Here is a 4,839-nt window from a genome sequence, read left to right as displayed (position 1 = left end):
TTACCGTTGGAGCACTACTCAAAATTTAGTGGCAATTTTTTTCATGTTTATCCTTATATAAATTAGCTGGAGAAGTTCCTATGATTTTCTTATAAGGGGAAATTAATGTTTGGATTCAATACGTATTTAAAAGAATTGCCTGTTTTTAGTAATTTGAAGCAACAAAAAGCAGGAGTAAATCCTTCAAAAACAGAATCTACTCTTGAATATAAATATACTCTGGCTCAGGATACTGTGAGTTTTTGCGCCAAAGAACGCAAAAAGAAATTAAAAAATAAACATGGAAAACCTACAAAAAAAAATGATTCAAACTATCAAAAAGCAGAAGATGCAGTTAATTCCAGAAAGTCTGAAACTAATGAGATAGATCAAAGAAAGCAAAAACGCCAAATTAGAAACAATAGTCAGGAAAAACCTCCTAAAAAGTATAGAAGGGATGATATAAAAATAAAATATATGTCAAATCCAGCTGCTGAAAAGTACATAAATATCTTGTCACAACAGCTTAAATCAACACCCAATTCAGATTTTATAGAAAAATTATCAAAAATTCCCGGGATTTATTCACAGGAAAAAGCAGAAGATAGAATAGCCTCCTTATCCAGATATTTAAAAGAGGATATGGTAGGTTTTTATGTCCCCGAATATGAAGTTAAAGTCAAGATAAAAAAAGTCAAAGGAGAAACTGTTGAGCAAAAAGGTGGATATCAATGGTTCGAAAGAAGTTTAGAGTACCTGTTAAGAGGCAGTAAAAAAGGAACGGACCCAAGCCAATACAAAAATGTAGCTAAAGAATTATTTGGTTTACTCTCTACTCATGATAATTATTGGAAATCGCAGGAATTTATAGATTATTTATCTACTTTACAACAAAGTGATGCCAGAGATGCAACAATTGCAGCAATAGAAGAACTCCAAAAAGGAATAAAAGATGAGGTAAATATTTCTTTTACCTCATTAACTCCTCTAGTTAAAATGGAAAAACTCTTAAATGATGGTTGTGCTTATTCTGGAGTGAAATTAATACCTAATCACATAGCTAAGCCTGATGAACCAGAGGTTTCAGTTGAACATATTCTTCCTTGCTATTGGGGTGGCCCATTTGATGATGCTAATTATCTCCTGGTTACCAGAAAGATTAACAGTGTACGGAGTAGCATTGGGTTAATAGATTTCTTAAAAGGAAAAGATGCAAATACTCCTAAACTAAAGTAATTAGTTATTATGCAGAAAAAAAACATTCATTTTAAAGCGCATAAACATGATAAAAACAGGCACAATCATGTAAAATAAGTATTAATGTTCTGCTTTTTTGCTATTAACTTTATGCTTGTTCGTTGTTTACATAATTAGAAACCCTATATTCTAAAGTTAATGAAAAATTATCCAAAAAGTAGCTAAGTGTGGGAAGAGAAAATTTATGTCAGGCATTCATGTCCAGAATATTTTTTTAAAGCCTGTTAATGCAGATAGAATTAAATATTCTGCAAATAAAACTGAGACAGATGTTGCTTTTTTAGGAATTCAATATAGGTCAAATTTATCGAAAGATATTATAAGCTTTTCGGGACAGAAAAAGAAAAAAACAAAGAAAAGAAAGAATCCTCCAACTGAAGCTTATCTAGATTTAACGTACAGGAACATCTTAAATAAACCTCTTAAATCAAGCCCAAATCCTAATTTCATAAATGAACTAACAAAAATACCTAATATTGTTTCATTAGAAGATTCTAAAACCAGAATTTCTTCCTTATCCAGATATTTAAAAGAAGATATGATTGGATTTATAGTTCCTGATTATGAATATAAAGGAGAAGTTAAAGGTGGCTATGAATGGTTCGCAAGAGGACTTGAGAATCTTTTAAAAGGCTGTAAAAAAGGAGCAAAATTTGAAAATTATCCTATAATAGCAAAGGATTTTTTTGGTCTACTTGCAACTTATGACTCATACTGGAAATCTCCAGAATATGTTGAATATTTAAAATCTTTAAAACAAAGAGAAAAGCTAAATGAAGGACAACTTGCAGCCATTAATGCAGCTCAATTAGCTGTAAAAGAATTGCAACAACCTAATGAAATTGCCTTTGCCAGCAAACAATTAGTTAAAATGTATGGTTATTTTAGTCCTTTAAAAGGTATGGATAAAATATTGAATGATGGTTGTGCATATACTGGTGAGAAGTTAAAGTTCGATGATCCTATAAAAGGAAGAGGATTTCTTCCTGCAAACATGAACGCAAGTTTAGAACATATTGTACCTGAATCCTGGGATGGGGCTTCTGATGATTCTAATTATCTTGTAGTATCCTCTGAAAGCAACAGTTTAAGAGGTAATATGAGTTTAATTAAGTATTTAAAAGGTAATAACGATATAAATGACGATACATACGGTTATTAAGTAAAACAAGAATCTAAGGACGCAATAAAAAATGCGTAAGTATTTTTTACGCTGTCCTTACTTAAAAATCCTGAATTAGTTTTCTAATTATCAGAGCATTAAAAAAAGAAAGTTTTTTAAGCTTAGAAGCTGTCTTGTTAAAGTTAAATCGCCTTGTGAATTGTCTTTAAACAACTTTAAGTCCAAAAGTCGATCCTGTAATTATTTCATAGCCTGATTTTTACATTTTTAGCCAGACATGCTTTTAGATTTATGTTATCATTTCCACAGAAAAAGATTTTATTTATCCCAGGAGGCAATTAAATGATCATAATTATGGAACCTACTGCAACTCAAGAAGAGATACAAAAAGTAGTTGAAAAAATGGAAGATTTAGGATTTAAAATAATCCTGAACCAAGGCCAAATAATGACTGTTGTTGCAGCAATTGGCGACAAAAGACTTATTGAACCACAAGCTATAGCTTCTATGAGTGGGGTTAGGGAAGTAAAGCTTATACAAGAACCGTTTAAAATGGCATGCAGAGAAAGCCAGAAAGATGATTCAATAATAGAGCTTGGTAATGGTATAAAAATTGGCGGGAATGAGCCTCCTGTTATTATGGCTGGTCCTTGCAGTGTAGAAGATGACAAGGAAGGTTTGTTAAAAGTTGCTCACGCAATTAAAGCAACAGGTGCTCAGGTTTTAAGAGGCGGTGCATTTAAACCAAGAACCAGCCCTTATGACTTTCAAGGATTAGAAGAAACCGGCCTTAAATATCTTGCAGAAGCAAGAGAACAAACAGGCTTGCTTATAGTTACTGAAGTAATGGACAGTCAGGAAATAGATCTTGTGGCTCAATATACTGATATAGTTCAGGTGGGCGCTAGAAATATGCAGAACTTTAAGCTACTTAAGGCGCTTGGTAGAATAGATAAGCCTATACTTTTAAAAAGAGGACCTTCTGCAACTATAAGAGAATTTTTGCTAGCTGCTGAACACATTATGTATGCTGGTAACAGCAAAGTAATTCTTTGTGAAAGAGGAGTTAAAGGAATAGATTCTACTTACACAAGAAATACCCTTGATATTGCAGCGGTGCCAATAATTAAAAAGTATTCTCATTTACCTATTATGGTTGATCCAAGTCATGGAACAGGAAGAAGATATCTTGTATCCCCTATGTCTAAATCTGCCTTAATTGCAGGTGCTCACGGACTTATGGTAGAAGTACACCATAATCCTGATAAAGCATACTCAGATGGAGCTCAAAGTTTAACTATTGAACAATTTACAATGATGATGCAAGAACTTAATGAAATGATAGAAAAGTTTATTGTGTTCAAAGCAAAAACAGAAAAAGCAGCTTTTAGCGTATAATTTAGGATAATTGTAATGCTTAATAAGCCTACAATAGCTGTAATAGGACTTGGATTGATAGGTGGTTCTATATTAAAAGCCTTAAAGCCAAAAGGGTTTCACCTTATTGGTATTTCAAGAAGCAATGAAACAATTCAAAAGGCCATTAATCTTGATATCGCCAATGAATACTCAACTGATATTGAATTAGTTAAAAATGCTAATGTTGTATTTATTTGCACACCTATAAATAAAATCATCGAAACAATCGATAGAGTAAGGAAACTGGTTAATCCTGATTGCATCATTACAGATGTTGCAAGTCTTAAAGGCTTTATAATGGATTATGTAAATGATTATCATTTCCCTACCAATTTTATAGGTGGACATCCTATGGCAGGAACCGAAAATACAGGTATTGATTATGCTGTTGATGATCTTTTTGAAGGAGCAAAATGGGTATTAACTCCCTCAAAATGGTCAGATACTGAAGATATTCGAGAATTACAAGAATTAACCCGTTTACTTGGAGCAAAGCCTATAATCGCTGATTCATATCAACACGATAAAGCCGTAACCTTAATAAGTCATTTACCTTTATTATTTAGTCAGTCACTCTTTGGCATGGTAAACAATTATCCTGATGAAAACATTAAAAATTTAGCCCTTAATCTTGCTGCAAGTGGTTTTAGAGACACTACAAGGCTTGCAGCTACTAATCCTGAACTTGCTAAAGATATTTTACTGGAAAACAAAGCATATATTAGAGAAGCAGTTAATGATCTAAAGGATTATCTAACGCAATTAGATAAAAATCTTGACCTGAATGAAGAAGAATTTATGAATTTAGTTAAAAATCTGGCATTTCAAAGAAAAAGCTTGTATTCTCCTGAAGGAAAAAATATTTATTAAGAGCCTATCCGACAAATAAATTTTTATTGTCATTGCGAACCTTTCAGCAGGGATATTTTTAAAATTTATCTTGTGAAGCAATCTCTAAGCGTCATTTTTTGAATTCTCGGATAGATTGTATGTTGAATGTCAAGAAGCCAGTGCAAAATTTTCTTGATATTTAGCGGCCCAATTTTCATCGAAAGGAACAT

The 4,839-nt window shown here is 32.4% G+C and carries 4 protein-coding genes; all 4 read left to right on the top strand.

Features of this window, described 5'->3' with window-relative positions; genetic code table 11:
• Positions 1-105: 105 nt before the first annotated feature.
• Positions 106-1,215 carry a hypothetical protein gene (locus tag A2255_10450; protein OGI17323.1) on the top strand — a complete coding sequence of 370 codons (1,110 nt, stop codon included), beginning with the start codon at positions 106-108 and terminating at the stop codon, positions 1,213-1,215.
• Positions 1,216-1,420: 205 nt separating this feature from the next.
• On the top strand, positions 1,421-2,398 hold the full coding sequence (locus tag A2255_10445; GenBank protein ID OGI17322.1) for a hypothetical protein: 978 nt from the start codon (positions 1,421-1,423) through the stop codon (positions 2,396-2,398).
• Positions 2,399-2,701: 303 nt separating this feature from the next.
• Positions 2,702-3,757 carry a 3-deoxy-7-phosphoheptulonate synthase gene (locus A2255_10440; protein OGI17321.1) on the top strand — a complete coding sequence of 352 codons (1,056 nt, stop codon included), beginning with the start codon at positions 2,702-2,704 and terminating at the stop codon, positions 3,755-3,757.
• A 15-nt stretch (positions 3,758-3,772) separates the two neighbouring features.
• Positions 3,773-4,648 (top strand): hypothetical protein, encoded by an 876-nt coding sequence (locus tag A2255_10435; protein OGI17320.1) that lies wholly within the window; start codon positions 3,773-3,775, stop codon positions 4,646-4,648.
• Positions 4,649-4,839: the final 191 nt, after the last annotated feature.

The organism is Candidatus Melainabacteria bacterium RIFOXYA2_FULL_32_9, assembly GCA_001784615.1.
GTDB lineage: Bacteria > Cyanobacteriota > Vampirovibrionia > Gastranaerophilales > UBA9579 > UBA9579.
Note: the sequence above shows the minus strand (reverse complement) of the source record. Positions and strands in the feature narration are given on the sequence as shown.